Origin of the sequence: Pseudescherichia sp., from assembly GCF_031979925.1 — a bacterium.
Lineage (GTDB): Bacteria > Pseudomonadota > Gammaproteobacteria > Enterobacterales > Enterobacteriaceae > Pseudescherichia.
On record NZ_DALZFB010000011.1, the window covers coordinates 51,207 to 72,251 of the forward strand.

General features: G+C 55.4%; 23 protein-coding genes. 9 read left to right on the forward strand and 14 right to left on the reverse strand.

Translation table 11 applies throughout. The features are described from left to right. The first annotated feature begins 139 nt into the window (after positions 1–139). Positions 140–580 carry a transcriptional regulator SlyA gene (gene slyA / locus RTM13_RS16745; RefSeq protein WP_312213423.1) on the forward strand — a complete coding sequence of 147 codons (441 nt, stop codon included), beginning with the start codon at positions 140–142 and terminating at the stop codon, positions 578–580. 83 nt (positions 581–663) lie between these two features. Here slyA and slyB read toward each other — a convergent pair whose 3' ends face one another. After that, on the reverse strand, positions 664–1,131 hold the full coding sequence (gene slyB / locus RTM13_RS16750; RefSeq protein ID WP_312213425.1) for an outer membrane lipoprotein SlyB: 468 nt from the start codon (positions 1,129–1,131) through the stop codon (positions 664–666). Between the two features lie 271 nt (positions 1,132–1,402). Between slyB and anmK the strand changes: the two genes are divergently transcribed. The 5 genes from anmK (at position 1,403) to pdxY (ending at position 5,995) form a co-directional block, all read left to right on the forward strand. Beyond that, a complete protein-coding gene (gene anmK / locus RTM13_RS16755) occupies positions 1,403–2,527 on the forward strand; it encodes an anhydro-N-acetylmuramic acid kinase (protein WP_312213428.1) in 1,125 nt (374 codons plus the stop codon). A gap of 94 nt (positions 2,528–2,621) precedes the next feature. After that, entirely contained in the window at positions 2,622–2,948 is a 327-nt protein-coding gene (mliC, locus tag RTM13_RS16760; RefSeq protein ID WP_312213429.1) for a C-type lysozyme inhibitor, read from the forward strand. Between the two features lie 57 nt (positions 2,949–3,005). Beyond that, positions 3,006–3,677 (forward strand): pyridoxamine 5'-phosphate oxidase, encoded by a 672-nt coding sequence (gene pdxH, locus RTM13_RS16765; protein WP_312213431.1) that lies wholly within the window; start codon positions 3,006–3,008, stop codon positions 3,675–3,677. Between the two features lie 125 nt (positions 3,678–3,802). Continuing rightward, entirely contained in the window at positions 3,803–5,077 is a 1,275-nt protein-coding gene (gene tyrS, locus RTM13_RS16770) for a tyrosine--tRNA ligase (protein ID WP_312213433.1), read from the forward strand. A 57-nt stretch (positions 5,078–5,134) separates the two neighbouring features. Further along, positions 5,135–5,995: a pyridoxal kinase PdxY gene (gene pdxY / locus RTM13_RS16775; RefSeq protein ID WP_312213435.1), complete on the forward strand. Its 861-nt coding sequence runs from the start codon at positions 5,135–5,137 to the stop codon at positions 5,993–5,995. Between the two features lie 132 nt (positions 5,996–6,127). On the opposite strand, the gene dtpA is transcribed toward pdxY, so the two are convergent. The 10 genes from dtpA to blr form a co-directional block, all read right to left on the reverse strand. Next, positions 6,128–7,633, reverse strand: a complete 1,506-nt coding sequence (gene dtpA / locus RTM13_RS16780) for a dipeptide/tripeptide permease DtpA (protein ID WP_312213437.1) — start codon at positions 7,631–7,633, stop codon at positions 6,128–6,130. A gap of 569 nt (positions 7,634–8,202) precedes the next feature. Then, the gene (gene nth / locus RTM13_RS16785) at positions 8,203–8,838 is read right to left on the reverse strand and encodes an endonuclease III (RefSeq protein ID WP_312213439.1); all 636 of its coding nucleotides are present in this window, start codon (positions 8,836–8,838) and stop codon (positions 8,203–8,205) included. Further along, positions 8,838–9,539, reverse strand: a complete 702-nt coding sequence (locus RTM13_RS16790) for an electron transport complex subunit E (protein ID WP_312213441.1) — start codon at positions 9,537–9,539, stop codon at positions 8,838–8,840. The genes nth and RTM13_RS16790 overlap by 1 nt, the downstream gene beginning before the upstream one ends. Before the next feature lie 3 nt (positions 9,540–9,542). Beyond that, entirely contained in the window at positions 9,543–10,163 is a 621-nt protein-coding gene (gene rsxG / locus RTM13_RS16795) for an electron transport complex subunit RsxG (protein WP_312213443.1), read from the reverse strand. Positions 10,164–10,173: 10 nt separating this feature from the next. After that, on the reverse strand, positions 10,174–11,223 hold the full coding sequence (rsxD, locus tag RTM13_RS16800; protein WP_312213445.1) for an electron transport complex subunit RsxD: 1,050 nt from the start codon (positions 11,221–11,223) through the stop codon (positions 10,174–10,176). Continuing rightward, complete coding sequence (gene rsxC / locus RTM13_RS16805; RefSeq protein WP_312213447.1) at positions 11,224–13,326, reverse strand: electron transport complex subunit RsxC; 2,103 nt, start codon at positions 13,324–13,326, stop codon at positions 11,224–11,226. Next, on the reverse strand, positions 13,319–13,897 hold the full coding sequence (rsxB, locus tag RTM13_RS16810) for an electron transport complex subunit RsxB (RefSeq protein WP_312213449.1): 579 nt from the start codon (positions 13,895–13,897) through the stop codon (positions 13,319–13,321). Before rsxB ends, rsxC begins: the two co-directional genes overlap by 8 nt. Continuing rightward, a complete protein-coding gene (gene rsxA / locus RTM13_RS16815) occupies positions 13,897–14,478 on the reverse strand; it encodes an electron transport complex subunit RsxA (RefSeq protein WP_042393740.1) in 582 nt (193 codons plus the stop codon). The genes rsxB and rsxA overlap by 1 nt, the downstream gene beginning before the upstream one ends. A 78-nt stretch (positions 14,479–14,556) precedes the next feature. Continuing rightward, entirely contained in the window at positions 14,557–14,997 is a 441-nt protein-coding gene (locus tag RTM13_RS16820; RefSeq protein WP_312213451.1) for a DUF2569 domain-containing protein, read from the reverse strand. A 147-nt stretch (positions 14,998–15,144) separates the two neighbouring features. Then, positions 15,145–15,270 (reverse strand): division septum protein Blr, encoded by a 126-nt coding sequence (gene blr, locus RTM13_RS16825; protein ID WP_312213580.1) that lies wholly within the window; start codon positions 15,268–15,270, stop codon positions 15,145–15,147. A gap of 217 nt (positions 15,271–15,487) precedes the next feature. Here blr and RTM13_RS16830 point away from each other — a divergent pair, with 217 nt between their 5' ends. Beyond that, entirely contained in the window at positions 15,488–16,528 is a 1,041-nt protein-coding gene (locus tag RTM13_RS16830; protein WP_312213453.1) for an oxidoreductase, read from the forward strand. A gap of 32 nt (positions 16,529–16,560) precedes the next feature. Here the strand turns inward: RTM13_RS16830 and add are convergent, their stop codons facing one another. Continuing rightward, entirely contained in the window at positions 16,561–17,562 is a 1,002-nt protein-coding gene (add, locus tag RTM13_RS16835; protein WP_312213455.1) for an adenosine deaminase, read from the reverse strand. 369 nt (positions 17,563–17,931) lie between these two features. On the opposite strand from add, the gene RTM13_RS16840 reads away from it, so the two are divergent. Next, positions 17,932–18,345 (forward strand): Imm63 family immunity protein, encoded by a 414-nt coding sequence (locus RTM13_RS16840; RefSeq protein ID WP_312213457.1) that lies wholly within the window; start codon positions 17,932–17,934, stop codon positions 18,343–18,345. A 142-nt stretch (positions 18,346–18,487) separates the two neighbouring features. After that, on the forward strand, positions 18,488–18,832 hold the full coding sequence (locus tag RTM13_RS16845; protein ID WP_312213458.1) for a cupin domain-containing protein: 345 nt from the start codon (positions 18,488–18,490) through the stop codon (positions 18,830–18,832). Between the two features lie 230 nt (positions 18,833–19,062). Here RTM13_RS16845 and RTM13_RS16850 read toward each other — a convergent pair whose 3' ends face one another. Both RTM13_RS16850 and RTM13_RS16855 read right to left on the reverse strand, forming a co-directional pair. Then, positions 19,063–19,827 carry an SDR family NAD(P)-dependent oxidoreductase gene (locus RTM13_RS16850; RefSeq protein ID WP_312213460.1) on the reverse strand — a complete coding sequence of 255 codons (765 nt, stop codon included), beginning with the start codon at positions 19,825–19,827 and terminating at the stop codon, positions 19,063–19,065. Positions 19,828–19,934: 107 nt separating this feature from the next. Beyond that, positions 19,935–20,957, reverse strand: a complete 1,023-nt coding sequence (locus tag RTM13_RS16855; RefSeq protein ID WP_312213462.1) for an alpha/beta hydrolase — start codon at positions 20,955–20,957, stop codon at positions 19,935–19,937. Positions 20,958–21,045: the final 88 nt, after the last annotated feature.

Below are 21,045 nucleotides of genomic sequence, written 5' to 3' on the forward strand. Positions count from 1 at the left end.
CGTAAACACACTCTTTTTCTGCTCTACGCTGATTGAGTCAGCATTAGGTAAAAATAAGTAATACGTTTGTTTTGGAAATATAAATATTGCACACTATTCTAAAATCAGCATAATAACTTAGCAAGCTAATTATAAGGAGATGAAATTGGAATCGCCATTGGGTTCTGATCTGGCACGTTTAGTACGTATCTGGCGTGCACTGATTGACCATCGCCTAAAACCTCTGGAATTGACGCAGACGCACTGGGTAACGCTGCATAACATTCATCAGCTGCCGCCTGAACAGTCGCAAATTCAACTGGCAAAAGCGATCGGCATTGAACAGCCATCGCTGGTGCGTACGCTCGATCAGCTGGAGGAGAAGGGGCTTATCTCCCGGCAAACCTGTGCCAGCGACCGACGTGCGAAACGTATCAAGCTCACTGAGAAAGCCGCCCCGATCATTGATGAGATGGAATCCGTTATCAATAAAACGCGGGGTGAGATCCTCGCCGGTATCTCTGCCAGCGAGCTGGAGCAGCTCATCAGCCTGATTGGCCGACTAGAGCATAATATTATTGAGTTACAATCGCGTGACTAACGCTGACAAAGGCCTTGCGAAAGCAGGGCTTTTTTAATGGCGGAGAGGGCAAATGGCCGCCGCTGCGGCGGCCACGATAATGATTAACGCGGGGAAACGGTGACCTGGCTGCCATTGCTGGCCAGTACGACGCGCTGGCCCGCAGCGAAGCGGGTATCGCCCTGTTTCTGCACAACCATAATGGTGTTGCCGTCGTCTTTACGGATCTCCAGCTCTACACCCTGGCTCTTATTAAAACGACCCTGTACGCCCTGACCGGCCACGCCACCTGCCACAGCGCCTGCGGCTGTTGCCAATGATTGACCCGAACCACCACCGACGGTATTACCGAGGAAGCCACCCAGCACCGCACCACCCAACGCACCAATCACGTTGTTCTCATCACCGCCCTGAATCTGTACCGGACGTGCGTTAACAATCGTACCGTAAGTGACATTTTGTACCTGTTTCGCTTCGGATGCGCTGTAAACGTCGCCGGAGAGGCTGCTGTCATTCACGCAGCCTGCCAGAGTAAAGCCAACCAGGGAAACTGCCAGTGTACGTAAAATCATCTATGAATCTCCTGTTCACCTAAATACGTTCGGACGGGCATCCGTCATCTCTAAATTATATGGCATTTAAAGATATCAGGTCATACCTTCCGCCAAAACAATGCGAAAATAGTACGATTGCAGAGCTTAACTTTACCTAAACCAGCCAAAAATGGACAAGTTTACCTGTGCAAATCCAGACCGAAAGATCACAATAGCGCTATACATCCCCTGGTCATCACTTTAGGGTTGGGTAGAGATCTTCAGCCACGCAGACAGATAAGGACGGCATATGAAATCGGGTCGCTATATTGGCGTCATGTCAGGCACCAGTCTTGATGGGGTAGACGTTGTTCTCGCGGCGATTGACGATCGCATGGTGGCGCAGCAGGCCAGTCTGAGCTGGCCGATACCCGTGTCGCTAAAAGAGGCCATTCTCAATATCTGTCAGGGTCAGCAGCTTACCCTCTCCCAGCTCGGGCAGCTTGATAGCCGGCTGGGTAAACTGTTTGCCGATGCGGTCCTGGCGCTGCTCAAACAGGAGAACCTGCGCCCGCAGGATATCGTCGCCATTGGTTGTCACGGGCAGACCGTCTGGCATGAGCCGGTTGGTGACGCGCCGCATACGCTGCAAATAGGCGATAACAACCAGATCGTCGCCCGCACGGGGATTACGGTAGTGGGGGATTTCCGCCGCCGGGATATCGCCCTCGGCGGCCAGGGTGCGCCGCTGGTACCCGCCTTTCATCAGGCGCTGCTTGCGCATCCGGTAGAGCGGCGTATGGTGCTCAATATTGGCGGTATCGCCAACCTCTCGCTGCTCTTCCCGGACCAGCCGGTCAGAGGCTATGACACCGGTCCAGGTAACATGCTGATGGACGCGTGGATCTGGCGGCAGAAGGGCCAGCCCTATGATAAAGATGCTCGGTGGGCAAGCGCGGGTAAAGTCATTATCCCGCTGCTCCAGCAGATGCTTAGCGATCCGTGGTTTGCCCGGCCCGCGCCGAAAAGCACCGGACGGGAGTACTTTAACTATGGCTGGCTTGAGCGCCAGCTCGCCCACTTCCCGGGCCTCTCGGGAAGTGATGTCCAGGCCACCCTGGCGGAGCTGACGGCAGTCAGCGTGGCTGAGCAGGTGCTGTTGAGCGGCGGCTGCGAGCGTCTGCTGGTCTGCGGCGGCGGGGGACGCAATCCGCTGGTGATGGCGCGCCTGGCCGGCCTGCTGCCGGGTATTGAAGTCGGCACCACCGATGAGGCTGGCATTAGCGGGGACGACATGGAGGCACTGGCCTTTGCCTGGCTGGCATGGCGCACCGTTGCCGGTCTGCCGGGTAATCTGCCCTCCGTCACCGGTGCTTCGCAGGCTAGCGTGCTGGGAGCCATATTCCCGGCCAATCCGCGCCATAATCAGATATAACCTAAATTTTCTTTTTTAACGAGACGTTAGACTAAAACGATGCAGGGGCAGGCGCGTGTTACGCCTCGCCCCGGGACACGTTTTAGGATGGATCATGAAAAGATTATTGATTGCCTTATTACCAGTGATGCTTGCCGGATGTACCACCTACAACCAGTTGGTGGAGCGAATGCACACCGATACGCTCGAGTACCAGTGCGACGATGAGAAACCGCTGGAGGTGAAGCTGAACCAGACCCGTCAGGAGGTGCATTTCATGCTGGACGATACGCCGCTGACGCTGCAGCAGGGTCTTTCCGCCTCCGGGGCACGCTATACTGACGGTATCTATGTCTTCTGGTCTAAAGGGGATAACGCCACAGTTTACAAGCACGATCGCATTATCCTGAATAACTGCCAGCTGCAAAACCCGCAGCGTTGAGATTTTTACCTGGGCGGCGCACAATAGCGCCACCTGAATCTTTACGTAGCGAACGCCATGTCAGACAACAATGATGCAAATAATAGCGATCTGCAGCACATCGCGCACCTGCGCCGGGAGTATACGAAAGGCGGCCTGCGTCGCGCCGATCTCCCCGCCCGGCCGTTAGATCTTTTTGAGCGCTGGCTTAGCCAGGCCTGTGAAGCCCGCCTTGCCGATCCGACGGCGATGGTTGTCGCCACGGTTGATGAGAAAGGCCAGCCTTACCAGCGTATCGTCTTGCTCAAGCACTACGATGAAAAAGGAATGGTGTTCTACACTAACCTTGGCAGCCGCAAAGCGCATCATATTGAAAACAATCCGCAAATCAGCCTGCTGTTTCCCTGGCATATGCTTGAGCGCCAGGTGATGGTCATCGGCAAAGCAGAACGCCTCTCTACCCTGGAGGTGGTGAAGTACTTCCACAGCCGCCCGCGCGACAGCCAGATCGGCGCCTGGGTCTCCCAGCAGTCCAGCCGCATCTCCGCCCGCGGCATTCTCGAAAGCAAGTTTCTTGAGCTTAAGCAGAAATTTCAGCAGGGCGAAGTGCCGCTGCCCAGCTTCTGGGGCGGATTCCGCGTCAGCATTGAGCAAATGGAGTTCTGGCAGGGGGGTGAGCACCGTCTCCATGACCGTTTTTTATACCAGCGTGAAAATAGCGACTGGAAAATCGATCGGCTCGCGCCTTAATCGCTGAAAAATGTTGATTTAAGCGCTGGTACTCCTTGTTCCAGCGCTTTATTCTATCCCTCTTTCGTAACGAGCGAAAAGTCGTGTACCGGCAAAGGTGCAGCGTTTGATACATGGAGAATTTGATGGCAAGCGGTAACTTGATTAAACAATTGCAAGAGCGGGGCCTCGTTGCCCAGGTGACGGACGAAAATGCGTTAGCAGAGCGACTGGCGCAAGGCCCGATCGCGCTCTATTGCGGCTTCGATCCCACCGCTGACAGCTTGCATTTGGGGCATCTGGTTCCATTGTTATGCCTGAAACGCTTCCAGCAGGCAGGCCACAAGCCTGTGGCGCTGGTGGGTGGCGCAACGGGCCTGATTGGCGATCCGAGCTTTAAAGCCGCTGAGCGTAAACTGAACACTGAAGATACCGTCCAGGAGTGGGTGGATAAGATCCGCAAGCAGGTTGCGCCTTTCCTCGACTTTGACTGCGGTGACAACTCAGCGATTGCGGCGAATAACTACGACTGGTTTGGTGGCATGAACGTGCTGACCTTCCTGCGCGATATCGGGAAACACTTCTCTGTAAACCAGATGATCAACAAAGAGGCGGTGAAGCAGCGTCTGAACCGTGACGATCAGGGCATCTCCTTTACCGAGTTCTCCTATAACCTGCTGCAGGGCTACGATTTCGCCTGCCTGAACAAGCTGCACGGCGTGGCGTTGCAGATTGGCGGCTCCGATCAGTGGGGTAATATCACCTCCGGTATCGACCTGACCCGCCGCCTGCACCAGAACCAGGTCTTCGGCCTGACCGTTCCGCTGATCACCAAAGCCGACGGCACCAAGTTTGGTAAAACCGAGGGCGGCGCAGTATGGCTCGATCCGAAGAAAACCAGCCCGTATAAGTTCTACCAGTTCTGGATCAACACTGCCGATGCTGACGTTTACCGCTTCCTGAAGTTCTTCACCTTTATGGATATCGCGGAGATCAACGCGCTGGAAGAGGAAGACAAGAACAGTGGTAAAGCGCCGCGCGCCCAGTACGTACTGGCCGAGCAGGTAACCCGTCTGGTGCACGGTGAAGAGGGGCTGGAAGCGGCGAAACGCATTACCGCCAGCCTGTTTAACGGTACCCTGAGCGATCTGAGCGAAGCTGACTTTGAGCAGCTGGCGCAGGACGGTGTTCCGATGGTTGAAATGGAGAAGGGCGCGGATCTGATGCAGGCGCTGGTGGACTCTGAGCTACAGCCATCCCGTGGCCAGGCGCGCAAGACCATCGCCTCTAATGCGGTCACCATCAACGGTGAAAAACAGTCTGATGCGGAATACACCTTTGCCGACAGCGATCGTCTGTTTGGTCGCTATACGCTGCTGCGTCGTGGTAAGAAAAATTACTGTCTGATCTGCTGGAAGTAATGCACTAAGCACAGGGAGTGAGAAATCACTCCCTTATTTTTATGTCCGGGTAAGAAAATGAAGAATATCCTCGCCATCCAGTCTCACGTCGTCTTTGGTCATGCTGGCAACAGCGCCGCTGAGTTCCCAATGCGCCGCCTTGGCGCAAACGTCTGGCCGCTCAATACGGTTCAGTTCTCTAATCATACCCAGTATGGTAAGTGGACCGGCTGCGTAATGCCGCCCGCGCACCTGACGGAGATCGTGCAGGGCATTGCTGATATCGATAAGCTCAAGACGTGCGATGCGATCCTGACAGGCTATCTTGGCTCTGCCGAGCAGGGCGAGCATATTCTGGGCATTGTGCGCCAGGTTAAAGCGGCAAATCCGCAGGCGAAGTACTTCTGCGATCCAGTCATGGGCCATCCTGAAAAGGGGTGCATCGTTGCACCCGGCGTTGCGGAGTTTCACGCTCGCTATGCGCTGCCTGCCAGCGACATCATCGCCCCGAATCTGATTGAACTGGAGATGCTGTGTGGTCATCCGGTTAATAACATCAGCGAGGCGGTTGCCGCTGCCCGCGAGCTGATTGCTCAGGGACCAGAGATTGTACTGATCAAGCACCTGGCCCGTGCGGCCAAAAGCATGGAGAGCTTTGAGATGCTGCTGGTCACGGCGCGTGAAGCCTGGCATATCAGCCGCCCGCTGGTCGATTTTGGCATGCGCCAGCCGGTTGGCGTGGGCGACGTCACCAGCGGTCTGCTACTGGTAAAACTGCTTCAGGGCACGTCCCTGCGCGATGCGCTGGAGCACGTGACGGCGGCGGTATATGAGATCATGCTTACTACCAAACAGATGGGCGAGTATGAGCTGCAGGTGGTTGCTGCCCAGGATCGCATTGCCCGGCCCGAACATCTGTTCCGTGCCACAGAGGTTTAAGCTGTGGTGTAAAACGTAGGCCGGGCAAACAACGTGCCGCCCGGCGTTGCACACAGCCTGCATCGCCGTTTAAACAAAAAAAGCCGCTGATTTCTCAGCGGCTTTTTTGTTGGCTTGCGTTTCCCGGCACCGTTACGCGGAGGCTGTTTGAGACTCGGCTAACTCTTTCTCGTCCATCTGCGTCATACGGTTCAGCTTCGACGCCGTCAGCAGCATCAGCACCGCAATAACGGCGGTCACCATACCAATCTGCAGGAACACGCGGCCGTAGACGTCCAGCGACATCAGCGGATCGGTCACGTTTTCCGGGATAGCCATCATGTTAGCCACGTAGCCTGCGACGAGGTTTGCCCCGGCGGTGGTCAGGAACCAGCTACCCATGATGAAGCCCATCAGACGCTGGGGAACCAGCTGGGCCACCATCGCCAGGCCAAGGCCGGAGATCATCAGTTCACCGATGCTCTGGAAGGCGTAGCTCGCGATCAGCCAGCTCACGGAGACGATCCCAGCATCGCTGGCAAATTTAGCGCCCAGCGGCAGGATCAGGAACGCGGCTGAGCAGAGCACCATCCCGAAGGCGAACTTAAACGGCATCGGCAGCGTGTCGCCCATCTTGGTATAGATAGCGGCCAGAATCGGGCTACCAATAATGATCCAGAACGGGTTCAGGGCCTGATACTGCTCCGGCTCGAAGGCGATACCCAGAATAGAGTGCTCAACGTTGCGGATAGCAAAGAAGTTCAGCGAGGTCGGCATCTGGCTGTAGAGGACGAAGAACACAATCGCCTGCAGCATCAGAATGAAGGCCACGATCATCTTACGACGCGCTGCGCCGTGCATCGAGAAAGTCTCTTTGGCAAAGATGATCACGATACCCAGCGCCACGACTGCCAGTACCAGACGGGCGATGCCCTGGTTGTGCAGAAGCCAGGTCGCAGCGGCAATGAGGACAACAACGCCAGCGATGGTGGTCAGCAGGCTACCGACGCGCAGCGGTTCAAAGTCCGGCTTCGATCCGTACTGTTTAACCCAACGCTTACAGAATAAAAAGTTTACGACGGTGATCAGCATCCCGACCACGCTCAGCGAAAAGGCCACGCTCCAGCCAAATTTCGCGGCGAGCCACGGCGTTGCCAGCATAGAGAAGAACGAACCGATGTTGATGGACATGTAGTACATGGTGAAAGCGCCATCAAGACGCGGATCGTCTTTCGCGTAGCAGGTAGAGAGCAGCGAAGAGGGGTTGGCTTTGAACAGGCCGTTACCCACGGCAATGGTTGCCATACCCATATAGACAACGGCCGCATCGTGGCCGGACCATGCCACCAGCGCGTAGCCGATCGCCAGCACAATGGCACCCAGCATGATAACGCGTTTGGTACCCAGGATCTTATCACCCAGCCAGCCGCCGATGGCCACCAGGCCATAGACCAGGGCGCTGAAGGAGGAGAACAGCGTAATAGAGTCGGATTCGGACATACCCAGCTGTTTCACCAGGTACACCGCCATAATTCCTTGCAGGCCGTAGAAACCGAAACGCTCCCAAAGCTCAATGGAGAAGATCAGGTAGAACGCCTTGGGCTGTTTGAAAGCGTTCAGGCTAACGCTTTCAGTTGGTTTGTTGTTTGCAGTCGACACATATACCTCTTTTTTTACATCCCATATTAACGGGGGTGTTCAGTGCGCGATGGCCAGAGTCCATCGAGCTTATAGTTATAGGGGAGGGGAAACGGCAGGTAATGTTCCCTATCCGGGGCGTTGAGGCAATACCTTTGTAATAACCTGTTACATATAAAATGTTCGCTATAATGCTCCGCTTTAGAGTTTGTTATTCAGCGTTAAATTTTGCCTTTAGCAGTTTGATAGTTTTTTCCACTAAATGAAATCGGAGTTTACGGGTGTCTGGCGATATGTTCTACTAATTTGCCTGATTTGCAGCGCAATGGACCGCTATTGCTAAAAATAGTGGTTTAATCTACCGCCTGGTACTTATGCAGAGCAGCTTGCGCCCGGCGCGCGCCTTAAGTTTTAAACAATTTTTTAACGTTTGCCGGGTACAGTGATCTGCGTCACAAATGTATAGAAATTTTTAGTATTAAAAAAACGATTAACCTTAAAAAGTAATAACCAGCGGAGTTTTATCATGCTCACAAGGCGCATGGAAACATAAGCTGGTGTTATGAAGAGGGAAAACAGCGAGGGGGAAATTACTCGTAAACCTTCTCCCGATACTCGCACAGATCTTCGATAATGCAGGAGCCACAGCGGGGTTTACGGGCAATACAGGTGTAGCGGCCGTGCAGGATCAGCCAGTGGTGGCAGTCGACTTTGAATTCAGTCGGCACCACCTTCAACAGTTTCTCTTCCACCTGCTCAACGTTCTTCCCTGGGGCAAATAGCGTGCGGTTACAGACGCGAAAGATATGGGTATCGACGGCAATGGTCGGCCAGCCAAAGGCAGTGTTGAGCACCACGTTGGCGGTCTTGCGTCCAACGCCGGGCAGCGCCTCTAGTGCAGCGCGATCCTCTGGCACCTCGCCGCCGTGCTGCTCCAGCAGGATACGGCAGGTCTTGATAACGTTCTCCGCCTTGCTGTTAAACAGGCCGATGGTCTTGATATAGGACTTTACCCCCTCGACGCCAAGCGCCAGCATCGTCTCAGGGGTATTGGCGACGGGATAGAGCTTCGCCGTCGCCTTATTGACGCTGACGTCTGTGGCCTGTGCGGAAAGCAGAACCGCAATCAGCAACTCAAACGGCGAGTTAAAGTTCAGCTCGGTGGTGGGGTGCGGATTGTTTTCGCGAAGCCGGGTCAAAATCTCCAGCCGTTTTACTTTATTCATCAGGCCTTCCCGGGCGCGACAGGGGTTTCTACTGCAGGCGTGGCCACAGCAGCCGCCGCCCGGCGTTTTTTAGTTCGTTCATCGATCAGGTACTTCACCGCCAGCATCATGCCAAGGCCAATAAACGCACCCGGGGGCAGCATCGCCAGCAGGAAAGGCGAATCGGTATGAAATACCTCAATGCGAAGCACTTTCGCCCAACTGCCCAGCAGGCCATCCGCGCCGTCAAACAGCGTGCCGTTACCTAATACTTCGCGCAGCGAGCCAAGCACGAACATAGCGCAGGTCGCCCCCATGCCGATTGAGAAGCCGTCCAGCGCCGAGAGCGCCGGGCCTTTCTTCGCGGCAAAGGCTTCCGCACGGCCCACTACGATGCAGTTGGTGACGATCAGCGGGATAAAGATCCCCAGCGACTGGTAGAGACCAAAGGCATAGGCGTTGATTAGCATCTGTACCGCACTGACCACCGAGGCGATAATCATGACGTAGATTGGGATACGGATCTCCGCAGGCGTCCAGCGGCGCAGGGCGGAAACGGCCAGATTGGTCAGGGTCAGCACCAGCGTCGTCGCGAGGCCAAGACCCAGCGCATTAGTCGCCGTGGAGGTCACGGCCAGCAGCGGACAGAGTCCCAGAAGCTGAACCAGCGCCGAGTTGTTCTTCCACAGCCCCTGAACAATAACCTCTTTTATTTCGCTCATGGTCTACTCTCCGCAGGACGGTAAAGAATTAAGCTGATCGGGCAGGGTCTGCGCATACAGTCCGGCCCGTTTAACGGCGTTTACCACCGCGCGTGGCGTGATGGTTGCGCCAGTAAACTGGTCAAAATCACCGCCGTCTTTTTTCACCGCCCAGTGGCTGTCAGACGCGCCTGCAATCGTCTTGCCGCTGAAAGAGGTGATCCAGTCAGAGAGACGCAGTTCGATCTTATCCCCCAGGCCCGGTGTCTCATGGTGTTCGGTCACCCGCGTACCCAACACCGTGCCGCTAAAGTCAGCGCCAACCAGCAGCTGAATAGCGCCGGAGTAACCGTCCGGGGCCGTGGCCTCCATGACCGCTGCAACGGGCTTGTCGTCCTGTCGGGCAATGTAGATCCGCCGCTCGCCCTTGCCCAGCGCCGGGGCGTTAACCAAAAAACAGCTCTGGCTTAGGTCGTTATTGTAGATATTGGCCGGCACGACCTGATCGAACAGCGCCTTCTGCTGAATAGCGGCCTGCTCGGCAATCGTCGATTTGGTCAGCTGGGCGATCGCCGCCGTCAGGCCGGTAGAGCAGGCGGCAAAGATCGCCAGCGTCACGCCGTGTTTCTGCATGGTCTTTAACATGGCGCTCTCCTCAACGATGGCCGTAGACGCGCGGACGCGTATAGTAGTCAATTAACGGCACGGTAATGTTAGCCAGCAGCACCGCAAAGGCGACGCCGTCCGGGTAGCCGCCAAAGCTACGGATCAGCCAGACCAACACCCCTGTCAGCGCGCCAAAAATCAGGCGACCTTTGTTCGTCGTCGAGGCGGTTACCGGATCGGTCAGAATAAAGAACGCGCCGAGCATCGTTGCTCCGGAAAAAATATGCAGCAGCGGCGAGGCGAGGCTCTCAGGCGAAAAGATCCAGCCCAGCGTGGCGCAGAAGGCCAGCGTAACAAGGAAGCTTACCGGAATATGCCAGCGGATAGCGCCTTTCCCCAGCAGGAACAGCCCGCCAAGCAGATAAGCAAGGTTGACCCACTGCCAGCCTGCGCCCGCCAGCACGCCGCTGTAGATCGGGTACTGCATAATCTGGTCTACGCTATGCCCGGCGTGCAGCGAGGTTTTAAAAGTATCCAGCGGCGTGGCCTGGCTAACGCCATCAATGCCCATCCGCAGGGTAGTGATATCCCCACTCGCGCTGTGACCGGTGAAGATAACCTGTAACGCATCCATAAACCCAGGCACGTTAGCGGCAATCTCATGAGGCGGTAACCAGCTGGTCATCTGCACCGGGAAAGAGATCAGCAGCACCACATAGCCGATCATGGCCGGGTTGAAGGGATTATGACCAAGGCCACCGTAGAGCTGCTTGGCAATAATCACCGCAAACACGGTACCCAGCACCACCATCCACCAGGGCGCGAATGATGGAATACTGATCGCCAGCAGCAGGCCAGTGAGTAGGGCAGAGTTATCCTTGAGGATCGCCGCCGCACTCTGCTTACGCAGCTTGAGAACCAGCCCTTCCGCAGCGAGAGCGCTCATGCCTGCCAGCAGGATCTGCAGCAGCGTACCCCAGCCAAAGAACCAGGTCTGCACGGCGATCCCGGGAAGGGTGGCGAGCAGAACCAGCATCATAATCCGTGATGTCTGGCGCTGATTGTGCGTATAGGGTGAGCTTGCGATTCGAAAGACCATCTATTCCTCGTTAACTGCCTGTTTTGCGGCTTTTTTGGCCTGAGCCCTGGCAATAGCCGCAGCGACGGCCGCTTTACGCGGATCGTCATTGGCCGCAGGGGTGTCCACTATCTTATCAACGACCTGTTGCTGCGCTTTACGTGCTTTCGCCCGCGCAATGGCGGCCTCAACGGCGGCTTTGCGCGGGTCAACCGCGGCGGCTGGTTTTTCAGCAACAGGTTCAGGCGCAGCTTCTGGTTCAGACGCCTGCGCTGCTTTACGTGCTTTCGCCCGCGCGATGGCGGCCTCAACGGCGGCTTTGCGCGGATCGACCGGGGCGGCTGGTTTTTCAGCAACAGGTTCAGGCGCTGCTTCTGGTTCAGACGCTTGCGCCGCTTTACGTGCTTTCGCGCGTGCAATGGCGGCCTCAACGGCGGCTTTACGCGGATCAACCGCGGCGGCTGGCTCAGGCGCTGCCTCTACAACAGGCTGCTGGGCTTTTTCGGCCTGACGGGCACGAGCTTCGGCCTTGCGGGCTTCGCGAGCAGCAATGACTGCGCTGTTATCCGGTTCGGCACCGGCCTGGACCACCACCGGTTGGGTGGCGCGCTGCTGTTTTTCGCGTACGCGGGCCAGGGCGGCATTCACCGCATCTTTATCTTTAGCGGCTGGCTGGGCAGCAGACTTTTTATGACGCTCAAGACGCGCCGCTTTATCACGCTCCAGACGAGCCTGACGTGCTTCAAAGCGGATTTTCGCCTCGGCGGCGCGCTTCTCTTCCTGAGCGATAGCGTAGATCTCGGCCTTCTCCTGGCGGAAATACTGCACCAGGGGAATGTTGCTGGGACAGACCCAGGCGCAGGCTCCGCACTCGATACAGTCCGCCAGGTTATGGGCGGTAGCCTTATCGTGCTGCTGGCCTTTACTGAACCAGTAGAGCTGCTGTGGCAGCAGATCCGCCGGGCAGGCATCGGCACAGGCGCTGCAACGGATACAGCCTTTCTCTTCCTGCGCCTCACCCATTTCGCTGGCCGATGGGGCGAGCAGGCAGTTGGTAATTTTTACCACCGGCACGTCAAGCCATGGCAGGGTAAAGCCCATCAGCGGCCCGCCCATAATGACCAGCTGCTCGCCGGAGGGGCAGAAACCAGCTGCATCAAGCAGGTGGCGCACCGGGGTGCCCAGGCGCGCCCAGACGTTACCCGGCTGCGTCACGGCCTCGCCGGTTAGGGTCACAACGCGCTCGGTCAGGGGTTCACCGTCGATGATCGCACGCTTAACGGCAAAGGCGGTCCCGACGTTTTGCATCAGCACGCCGATGTCTGACGAGCGCCCGCCGTGCGGAACCTGTTTGCCAGTGAGGATCTGCGTCAGCTGCTTCGCGCCGCCGGAGGGGTACTTGGTCGGGATCACCCGCAGCACGATATCGTGCGCATTCGCCAGCACCGCCCGCAGCATTGAGATGGCCTGCGGTTTGTTATCTTCGATGCCGATCAGCACCTGACGCGGCTGAAGAATATGCGCAAGGATACGAATGCCTTCGACGATCTGCGCGGCGCAGTCCTGCATCAGGCGATCGTCGGCGGTAATGTAAGGCTCACACTCTGCGGCGTTGATAATCAGCGTTTCGATCTTATCGCCGCCGCCCAGCAGCTTATTGCCGGTCGGGAAACCCGCGCCGCCAAGACCCGCTACGCCGTACTGATGGATGCGTTCAATCAGCTCGGCGCGCGTACGCGAGCGATAGTCGCTCCAGCCGTTGCGCTCGATCCAGCGGTCTTCACCGTCGGCATCGATAATTACGCTCAGCTCGGCCAGCGCCGACGGATGGGCAGTAGAGTGGGGGGCAATCGCCACCACCGTGCCGGAGGTGGGCGCATGAACCGGCAGCATACGGCCACGACCGCGCGTCAACGGCTGGCCGCGCAGGACGCGCTCGCCGACGGCTACGCACAGCTCGCCCTCAGCGCCGATGTGCTGCTTAAGAGGAATGACGAAACGCCCGGCCAGCGGAAGCTGGCGCAGCGGCGTACCGTTTGACTGGGTTTTCATCTCCGGCGGATGGATACCGCCGTTGAAATCCCAGAGCTTATCTTTTTTAAATGCGGAGAATAGCTTAAGCATGTTGTTCCACAGGAATAATGCGTACCGGAATGGTTTGCAGATCCCATTTCCAGCTTTCGGTGGTTGTCGCGACAGGACGCAGGTCGATACACTGCGTCGGGCACGGGGCAACACAGAGGTTACAGCCAGTGCAGAGATCGCTGATGACCGTATGCATGGCGCGGGTTGCGCCGACGATAGCGTCAACCGGGCAGGCCTGAATGCACTTGGTACAACCAATGCAGTTAGGTTCGTCGATTACCGCCAGCATACGTACCGGCTCTGCGGCCTCGGCATCGTCACCAATGGGCTGCGGATCGACGTTTAACAGCGTGGCGATTTTCTGCATTACCGCTTCGCCGCCGGGAGCACAGAGGTTGATCTTCTCGCCCTGGCTACCTACGGCTTCAGCATAGGGGCGACAGCCGGGGTAGCCGCACTGGCCACACTGGCTCTGCGGCAGCAGATTATCAATTTTTTCGACGACCGGATCGTCCTCCACCGCAAAGCGGCGCGAGGCATAGCCGAGAATCAGGCCAAAGATCAGCCCGAGCACGCTCAGGGCAGCAATGGCTATCCAGATTGCAGTCATTACAGCTTCACCAGACCACTAAAGCCCATAAAGGCCAGAGACATCAAACCCGCAGTAATCAGCGCAATGGCGTTACCGCGGAACGGTGCTGGTACATCCGCCACCGCCAGACGTTCGCGAATAGCGGCAAACAGGACCATTACCAGCGAGAAGCCGACGGCGGCGGAAAAACCGTACAGCGCCGACTGTAAAAAATTATGCCCAAGGTTGATGTTCAGCAGCGCCACGCCCAGCACCGCGCAGTTGGTGGTGATGAGCGGCAGGAAGATCCCCAGCAGGCGATAGAGCGCAGGGCTGGTTTTGCGTACCACCATCTCGGTAAACTGCACCACCACGGCAATAACCAGAATAAAGGCCAGGGTGCGCAGGTAGATGAGATCGAGCGGAATAAGAACAAAGGTGTCGATCAGCCACGCGCAGATAGAGGCCAGCGTCAGTACAAAGGTGGTCGCCAGTCCCATCCCCATAGCGGTCTCCAGCTTTTTGGACACCCCCATAAACGGGCAAAGACCGAGGAACTTAACCAGCACGAAGTTGTTAACCAGTACGGTCCCGACAAACAGCAACAGGTAATCAGTCATTATTCAGCCTGAAAAAGAGTAGCCGCCTATTATCGGATAAATCGATCCGGGCGACAACAGTACAACGTATAGGGTTAATTACGGGTTAACGAAGGTCTTCTTTACCCGCTGCGATCGTTTGAAATAGGGGACGATCAGGGCGGCGGCCAGTAAAGGAAACAGCAGCTGGCGCAGCGCCAGCGTGTCCGAAACCGGTGAGAACGCAAAGGCTTTCAGCGCCAGCAGAATTGAGATTAGTAGCCAGATAATGTAGTGCTTTGGCACCAGCCCGCGGCGTTTAAAGAAAGCGACGGTTAGCCACAGGGTATAGCCGCCCATGGCGACAGCAAAGATAAACGAGGCGTACCACAGCGTTTTATCTCCGTCACTTTGGGCATTCAGCACGGCAATAATCTCAGGCGTCAGCAGCACGGTGATAAAGCGTACCACTACAAAAAGCGTACCCAATAAGGAGACCAGCAGCCAGGCGAGCGGAGCCAGCAACCAGCCTCCAATACGTTCAGCAGGCGTTGCGGTCATATCATCTTCTCCCCTGGCATGGTTAACTCACTTTTGCAGGGCGAGAGTATAAAGCATTATACCGCGAATGCTACCCGCGCTATTCCCTACCGCACGTGGCGACAAATCCCCGTGGCGGCAAGCGTTTAAAAACAACGCGGGTGAGCGCTATTTAGCCTGAACGGTAGCGGCAGGTTCCGGCGGCTGGTAGTTATCTATGTGGCTGGCAACGCCCAGCAGTATGGCGCTCACGCCCAGCACGATCCACCCAGCTAATTCGATGATTCGGTTCATTATCCCGGACATACTTTTCTATTTCTCCCTGTATATAGAAATGGCATAGTATCGGCGCAAAAAAGCCTCAGCAAGTAACAAACCATATTTTCAGCCTATTCGCAATTGGAACGTTAAACTGCGCTACAGGATGTTTTAGATAAGTTATAAACTGCATATTATTGTGACAACTTTGTTGAGGATAGAAATATCCCCGCGCACTGACGAGAGGCAGCATATGAATGATAAAATTCGGGTCGGATTAATCGGCTACGGCTACGCTAGCAAGACATTTCACGCTCCGCTGATTGACGGCACGTCGGGTATGGAGTTGGCCGCTATCTCCAGCAGCGATGAGGCAAAAGTTAAGGCAGACTGGCCTGCGGTCCCGGTGGTCTCGGAGCCTAAGCATCTCTTCAACGATCCCAGTCTCGATCTGATTGTTATTCCAACGCCCAACGATACTCACTTCCCGCTGGCAAAAGCGGCGCTGGAGGCGGGCAAGCACGTCGTGGTAGATAAGCCTTTTACCGTGACACTGTCACAAGCGCGCGAGCTGGACGCGCTCTCCCGCAGCCTTGGTCGGGTGCTCTCGGTGTTTCATAACCGACGCTGGGACAGCGATTTCCTGACCCTGAAAGCGCTGCTTGCCGATGGGGCGCTGGGCGAAATCACCTACTTTGAGTCGCATTTCGATCGTTTTCGTCCCCAGGTGCGTAACCGCTGGCGCGAGCTGGCCGGGCCGGGAAGCGGTATCTGGTACGATCTGGGACCGCATCTCCTCGACCAGGCGGTGAACCTGTTCGGCCTGCCGGTGAGTCTGACCGTCGACCTGGCCCAGCTGCGTCCAGGGGCACAGGCAACGGACTACTTCCACGCGGTGCTAAGCTACCCCCAGCGCCGTGTCATACTCCACGGTACGCTGCTGGCGGCGGCGGAGTCGGCCCGTTACATCGTGCACGGCACCCGCGGTAGCTACGTCAAATATGGTCTCGATCCGCAGGAGGAGCGTCTGAAAAACGGCGAGCGCCTGCCGCAGGAGGACTGGGGCTATGATATGCGCGACGGCGTATTAACCCGCGTACACGGTGAAGAGGTGGTTGAGGAGAGCTGGCTCACCGTGCCGGGGAACTATCCAGCCTACTATGCAGGTATCCGCGATGCGCTAAACGGCGTGGGCGAAAACCCGGTGCCCGCCAGCCAGGCGATTCAAATTATGGAGCTGATTGAGTTAGGCATGGAGTCGGCGAAGCACCGTTCGACGCTCTGCCTGGCTTAACCGATGTGCCGCCCGATGGGGCGGCATCTTTTTTACGCGGTGCGCAGGCTATCTCTTAACGCCTGCTTCTCTGCCGCACTGAGGAAAGCCACCTCAAGGCCGTTGATTTGCGCCTGGCGGATCTGCGCCTGGCTCAGGCCTGCCTGCGGGGCCGCCACATTATACTCATGAATAATATCCACCCCCTGAACCGCCGGATCGTCGGTGTTGATGGTTGCCAGAATGCCGTGCTCAAGGAAGGCTTTCAGCGGATGCACGTCAAGCGATGCAACGGTGCTGGTCTGAATGTTAGAGGTCAGGCAGGACTCGATACCGATGCGCTGCTCGGCAAGAAAATCCAGTAACGCCCGATCCTCAATGGCTTTGACGCCATGACCGATGCGCTCCGCACCCAGCTCGCGAATTGCCTGCCAGATGCTCTCCGGCCCGGCGGCTTCACCCGCGTGAACGGTAATGTGCCAGCCCGCATCGCGGCCACGGTTGAAGTGAGTCAGGAACAGGCTGCCGGGGAAGCCCAGCTCATCACCGGCCAGATCCAGTCCGGTGATGGCATCGCGGTGGGCCAGCAGCGCATCCAGCTCTTCAACGCAGGCGGATTCACCAAAGGTGCGGCTCAAAATACCAATCAGCCGCGCCTGAACGTTAAACGCCTCGCTACCCTGACGTACGCCCTCGATCACCGCCTCAACCACGCCCGCGACCGGCAAGCCGTGGGTCATCGCCATATAGCGGGGGGAGAAGCGCAGCTCGACATAGTGCAGCCCGTTACGTGCGGCATCTTCCATATTCTCAAACGCCACGCGGCGGCAGGCGTCCAGCGAGGCCAGCACCTTGACGCCCCAGTCCAGCTTCGCCAGGAAGCTCACCAGATCCGGTTCGTTAGCTGTCACCTGTACGTGCGGACGCAGCGATTCAAGCGAGTCGGCGGGCAGGGCAAGAGAAAACTCACGACCAAGGTCAAGGATGGTTTGCGCCCGGATGTTGCCATCGAGATGGCGGTGAATGTCGGTCAAAGGTAGGTTAGCGTCAATCATGGTTGCACTCTTTTTTAGATGAAGTGCAGAGCATTATAAAAATAAAACGCTACGGAAAGCTATATTGCGCAAGGAAAATTTCTATTGCGCAATATAAATCATCATAAAGCATTGAGTCCGGTAATCAATCTGCCGAGGCCCAGAGCCAACTTCTCTTGGTGGAAGCCTGCATTCAGCCGGATAAGCCCCTGGCTTTCCTGATTATGTAAAAATGAAATTATGTATAATTTTACCCAAGAGTCATAAAGATTATGTAACATTAGTATATCTGTACTATCTGCGATAATGTTGCTACTGAGTGGGTGGCAGAAATTGCAAACTCTGCAGATGTATGGAATGAGTGATTTACCTACAAAAAAATAGATGCTTATGAAAACGATTGAAGAACTACGCAGAGAACTTCTCAAAATTGGTGAGCAATTAGGTGGGGGAACAAGACCAAATCATTACTTCATTATCCCTGAGCAATCCGATAATGCTGCGACTCCCTATCTGGAAATTCATGGCAAAGAATACCATTTCATCGTCAGTGAAAGAGGCACCGAATTAGCCCGAAAAGTGACTCTTAGTGATGATGAGATCCTTTATTGGTTTGTTGAGTGTGGCGTGAAGGGTCTGGCCTCAAGTTATGCGGCATCACAAACAACACCAGAAAGTGAATTCAGGAATATTTATTTCAGGAAGCAATACAGTCTAATGCTCGCCATCAATACTGAATGGGCAACAAGGACGCGCAAAGAATTCACAGAGATTCTCCGTTCTCGAATAAACGAGCATAGTTGAATTTCTACACGCTATCAGCTTTGGCATTCCGCTCTGTACTTAACTCCTTAACACAAACTTTGCCCATTGCACATCAATGGCTTCCTTCTTTATAACTAACTTAAAACTTGCAGGATATACAGGTGTAAACAGGAGAAGGGCGATGATTTCAAAAGATAATGCCGAGCATTATATCTGGGGTGATAATTGCGACGGTTGGTATCTGCTTAACCGGCAGGACATGCTCATTATTCATGAAAAAATGCCCCCAGGCACGCACGAAAAGCGACACTTTCACTCCATTTCCAGACAGTTTTTTTATGTTCTAGAGGGGAGTCTGACGATGGAACTTGAAGGTGATAAACATGAAATCAAGGCCCGGCAGGGACTTGAAATCCCCCCGGGGGCAAAACATCAGGCCCGGAACGACAGCCAATCACCCGTCGAATTTATTGTCATCTCTCATCCGACAACTCGGGGCGATCGTTCTGATCTCTCCGTTTGTTGATAACAGATTTCCGACAACAGGTTTGGCTGTATTGGTTCCTAATGTCTGCTTTGAGCGAGAAGCGGCCTCACAGTTCGCATCTGCCAGTTCCCTGCTATTGGGGCTTTCTGATGAAATACCTATATTCATTTGCAATTCGCCTATAGCAACCAATTTGCAGGAAACAGAGATAGCCAGAGTGAGAAGCAAAATACTCTTAGGTAATAAGCATACTATCGTGAAACCCGGAATTAGCGCATGGTTAAGCCGCCATCGACGGAAATTGACTGGCCGGTGACATAAGAAGAGGCATCACTGGATAACCACAGCACCACATCGGCAATCTCTTCCGCCTGACCATGACGCTGCATGGGCACACTTTTGACCATCGCATCCAACGCTTCCTTCTGACCTGAGGCCGCCATTTTCTCCGCCATCGGCGTCCATATGAGCCCAGGGCAGACGGCATTGACACGGATATGGCGGGCGGCATATTCCAGCGCGGCGCTCTTAGTCAGGCCTAACACTCCGTGCTTCGCGGCATGATAGTTGGCACGCTCAGCGCCACCGACAATGCCACCGATGGATGAACAGTTAACAATCACCCCGTTGCCCTGCTTACGCATCTGCTGAAGTTCATACTTCATGCATCCCCACACGCCGCGCAGATTTACGCTGTTCACCCGGTCAAAGTCTTCTACCGTGGCATCGGCAATCTCCGCCTGGACATTCTGAATACCGGCATTATTAAAGGCGATATCCAGCCGTCCAAAGGTGGAAACAGTCTCCTGGATCATCGCTTCCACCTCGTCGAGGTTTGCCGCATTACAGATGACGGCTTTCGCTTTGTACCCTTTAGCGATGAGATCCTTTGCTGCCGCCTGTACCGCTTCGGCATTCAGGTCGGCCAGCACAACTGACGCGCCCGCTTCGGCATAGGCGTGGGCGGTGGCAAGGCCAATACCTGATGCTGCGCCGGTCACTAAGGCAACTTTATTTTCTAAGGAGTAGTTCATCTTGATTTCTCCGCTGATAACTGAATTTTGAAATTAATGTTCCTGCGCGACGCATTAAAAACGTCACGCAACTATTTACCGGGTTATTTAAAATAACGTTGAGTTAATTACAGGTTTTTAGTAAAGAATACGGCAAGTTTATCGACTGCCGGATTAACAAACTGGGGCTTATCATATAAATCAAAATGTGTTGCGCCAGGGATCACCATGAGTTCCTTCGGCTGTTTAGCATTATTATAAGCCTGCTGGCTGAACTTACGGGTTTCCGCTTTTTCTCCGGTAATCAGCAGCACCGGACGGGGCGCAATCTGGTCCACATGCGCCAGGGGATAATACGCCATATGCAGCCCCGGGCTGGTCATCACATAGCGGTTGTGGGCATTCTGATGGGCACCGCGCGGCGTCAGGTAATAGTCGGTGGCTTCACGCACAAAATTCGGCGTGCTGTCATTCAGCGTATCCCGAGAAGGCAGCAGTTGCTGGACGAGAGCAGGCGCACTAGCTGCTTCTTTATTCAACTGTTCATCCACGCTTTGCAGTAATTTCTGGCGATCGGCTTCGTTGACGGGCAGCCCTTCAATACCGGTGCGGGTCGCCTCCCCGATATCATAAGTGACTATGCCAGCCATAGCTTTCACACGCAGGTCGCTCTGTGCTTCATGGAGGGTGTAGCCCCCTCCGGCGCAGATGCCTAATGTGCCAATGCGCACGGCATCAACCTGCGACAGGGTGCTGAGATAGCCAACGGCGCTGCGGATATCCTGCACGCGGTCTGCCGGATTTTCCAGATCGCGCGGCATTCCACCGCTTTCACCATAGTGAGAGGCGTCGTACGCCAGCGTAATAAAGCCGCTTTTTGCCAGTTGCTGGGCGTAGAGTCCTGAAGTTTGCTCCTTCACGCCACCCCAGGGATGAGAGACAACAATGGCAGGGTATTTTTTGGAAGGATCATAATTCTCAGGCAGGTATAAATTCGCCATCATTTTGATCGTCCCATTCTGAAACGAAACTTTCTGCGAACCCACGGTATTAATACCGTCGGCGACAGTGGCAGGCTTGTTTTGAGCTGAAATAGCGATGTTCGCTATTAATAATGATGAGCACAACAATGACGTTTTTAATAAGAACATAACTCTCTCCGGGGTGCTTGTATCTACCAGATCATGAACTTCTGAAAACAAAAGGTTCATGTATTAATATTCTATGATGGCCGTTTGT

Coding starts and splice junctions, on each gene's coding strand:
- slyA (WP_312213423.1), top strand. CDS start 140: ATGAAATTGGAATCGCCATTGGGTTCTGATCTGGCACGTTTAGTACGT.
- slyB (WP_312213425.1), bottom strand. CDS start 1,131: ATGATTTTACGTACACTGGCAGTTTCCCTGGTTGGCTTTACTCTGGCA.
- anmK (WP_312213428.1), top strand. CDS start 1,403: ATGAAATCGGGTCGCTATATTGGCGTCATGTCAGGCACCAGTCTTGAT.
- mliC (WP_312213429.1), top strand. CDS start 2,622: ATGAAAAGATTATTGATTGCCTTATTACCAGTGATGCTTGCCGGATGT.
- pdxH (WP_312213431.1), top strand. CDS start 3,006: ATGTCAGACAACAATGATGCAAATAATAGCGATCTGCAGCACATCGCG.
- tyrS (WP_312213433.1), top strand. CDS start 3,803: ATGGCAAGCGGTAACTTGATTAAACAATTGCAAGAGCGGGGCCTCGTT.
- pdxY (WP_312213435.1), top strand. CDS start 5,135: ATGAAGAATATCCTCGCCATCCAGTCTCACGTCGTCTTTGGTCATGCT.
- nth (WP_312213439.1), bottom strand. CDS start 8,838: ATGAATAAAGTAAAACGGCTGGAGATTTTGACCCGGCTTCGCGAAAAC.
- RTM13_RS16790 (WP_312213441.1), bottom strand. CDS start 9,539: ATGAGCGAAATAAAAGAGGTTATTGTTCAGGGGCTGTGGAAGAACAAC.
- rsxG (WP_312213443.1), bottom strand. CDS start 10,163: ATGTTAAAGACCATGCAGAAACACGGCGTGACGCTGGCGATCTTTGCC.
- rsxD (WP_312213445.1), bottom strand. CDS start 11,223: ATGGTCTTTCGAATCGCAAGCTCACCCTATACGCACAATCAGCGCCAG.
- rsxC (WP_312213447.1), bottom strand. CDS start 13,326: ATGCTTAAGCTATTCTCCGCATTTAAAAAAGATAAGCTCTGGGATTTC.
- rsxB (WP_312213449.1), bottom strand. CDS start 13,897: ATGACTGCAATCTGGATAGCCATTGCTGCCCTGAGCGTGCTCGGGCTG.
- rsxA (WP_042393740.1), bottom strand. CDS start 14,478: ATGACTGATTACCTGTTGCTGTTTGTCGGGACCGTACTGGTTAACAAC.
- RTM13_RS16820 (WP_312213451.1), bottom strand. CDS start 14,997: ATGACCGCAACGCCTGCTGAACGTATTGGAGGCTGGTTGCTGGCTCCG.
- blr (WP_312213580.1), bottom strand. CDS start 15,270: ATGAACCGAATCATCGAATTAGCTGGGTGGATCGTGCTGGGCGTGAGC.
- RTM13_RS16830 (WP_312213453.1), top strand. CDS start 15,488: ATGAATGATAAAATTCGGGTCGGATTAATCGGCTACGGCTACGCTAGC.
- add (WP_312213455.1), bottom strand. CDS start 17,562: ATGATTGACGCTAACCTACCTTTGACCGACATTCACCGCCATCTCGAT.
- RTM13_RS16840 (WP_312213457.1), top strand. CDS start 17,932: ATGAAAACGATTGAAGAACTACGCAGAGAACTTCTCAAAATTGGTGAG.
- RTM13_RS16845 (WP_312213458.1), top strand. CDS start 18,488: ATGATTTCAAAAGATAATGCCGAGCATTATATCTGGGGTGATAATTGC.
- RTM13_RS16850 (WP_312213460.1), bottom strand. CDS start 19,827: ATGAACTACTCCTTAGAAAATAAAGTTGCCTTAGTGACCGGCGCAGCA.
- RTM13_RS16855 (WP_312213462.1), bottom strand. CDS start 20,957: ATGTTCTTATTAAAAACGTCATTGTTGTGCTCATCATTATTAATAGCG.